Here is a 633-nt window from a genome sequence, read left to right as displayed (position 1 = left end):
AAATTCCGGGCCTGAAGAAGGCTTCTTGGTAAGCGAACACGGGAGTAATACACAATGAGCATGCAAGATCCGATCGCGGATATGCTGACCCGCATCCGCAACGGTCAGGCAGCCAACAAAGTTGCTGTCTCCATGCCTTCCTCCAAGGTCAAGGTAGCGATTGCCAAGGTCCTGAAAGAAGAAGGTTATATCACTGACTACGCCGTTGCCGGTGACACCAAGGCCGAGCTGGAAGTTACTCTGAAGTACTTCCAGGGAAATCCTGTGGTAGAACTGCTGCAGCGTGTGAGCCGCCCCGGTCTGCGCATCTATAAGAAGCGCGACGAACTGCCGAAAGTTATGGCCGGCATGGGTGTGGCCATCGTTTCCACGTCTCAAGGTGTGATGACCGACCGTGCCGCGCGTAAAGCCGGTATGGGTGGTGAGATCATCTGCTACGTAGCTTAAGGAGTAGATATGTCTCGCGTTGCTAAGGCACCTATCGAAATTCCTGCCGGCGTAGAAGTGACGTTGAACGGTCAGGAAATCACCATCAAGGGTGGCAATGGTACACTGAACCGTACCATCAATGCCGCTGTTGAAATCAGCCAGAACGACAACCAGTTGACCTTCGCCCCGCGTGAAAGCGTCGAC

At 53.9% G+C, this 633-nt stretch carries 2 protein-coding genes; both read left to right on the top strand.

The features are described 5' to 3' along the window. Positions 1-54 precede the first annotated feature (54 nt). Entirely contained in the window at positions 55-447 is a 393-nt protein-coding gene (rpsH, locus tag ACN0UN_RS11535) for a 30S ribosomal protein S8 (protein ID WP_094278372.1), read from the top strand. A gap of 9 nt (positions 448-456) precedes the next feature. Next, positions 457-633: 50S ribosomal protein L6 (gene rplF, locus ACN0UN_RS11530; protein WP_417660101.1), on the top strand; the 177-nt coding region annotated here is incomplete at its 3' end.

Source organism: Pseudidiomarina sp., from assembly GCF_048267825.1.
Lineage (GTDB): Bacteria > Pseudomonadota > Gammaproteobacteria > Enterobacterales > Alteromonadaceae > Pseudidiomarina.
This window is presented reverse-complemented; position numbering and strand designations above follow the sequence as displayed.

Coding starts and splice junctions, on each gene's coding strand:
- rpsH (WP_094278372.1), top strand. CDS start 55: ATGAGCATGCAAGATCCGATCGCGGATATGCTGACCCGCATCCGCAAC.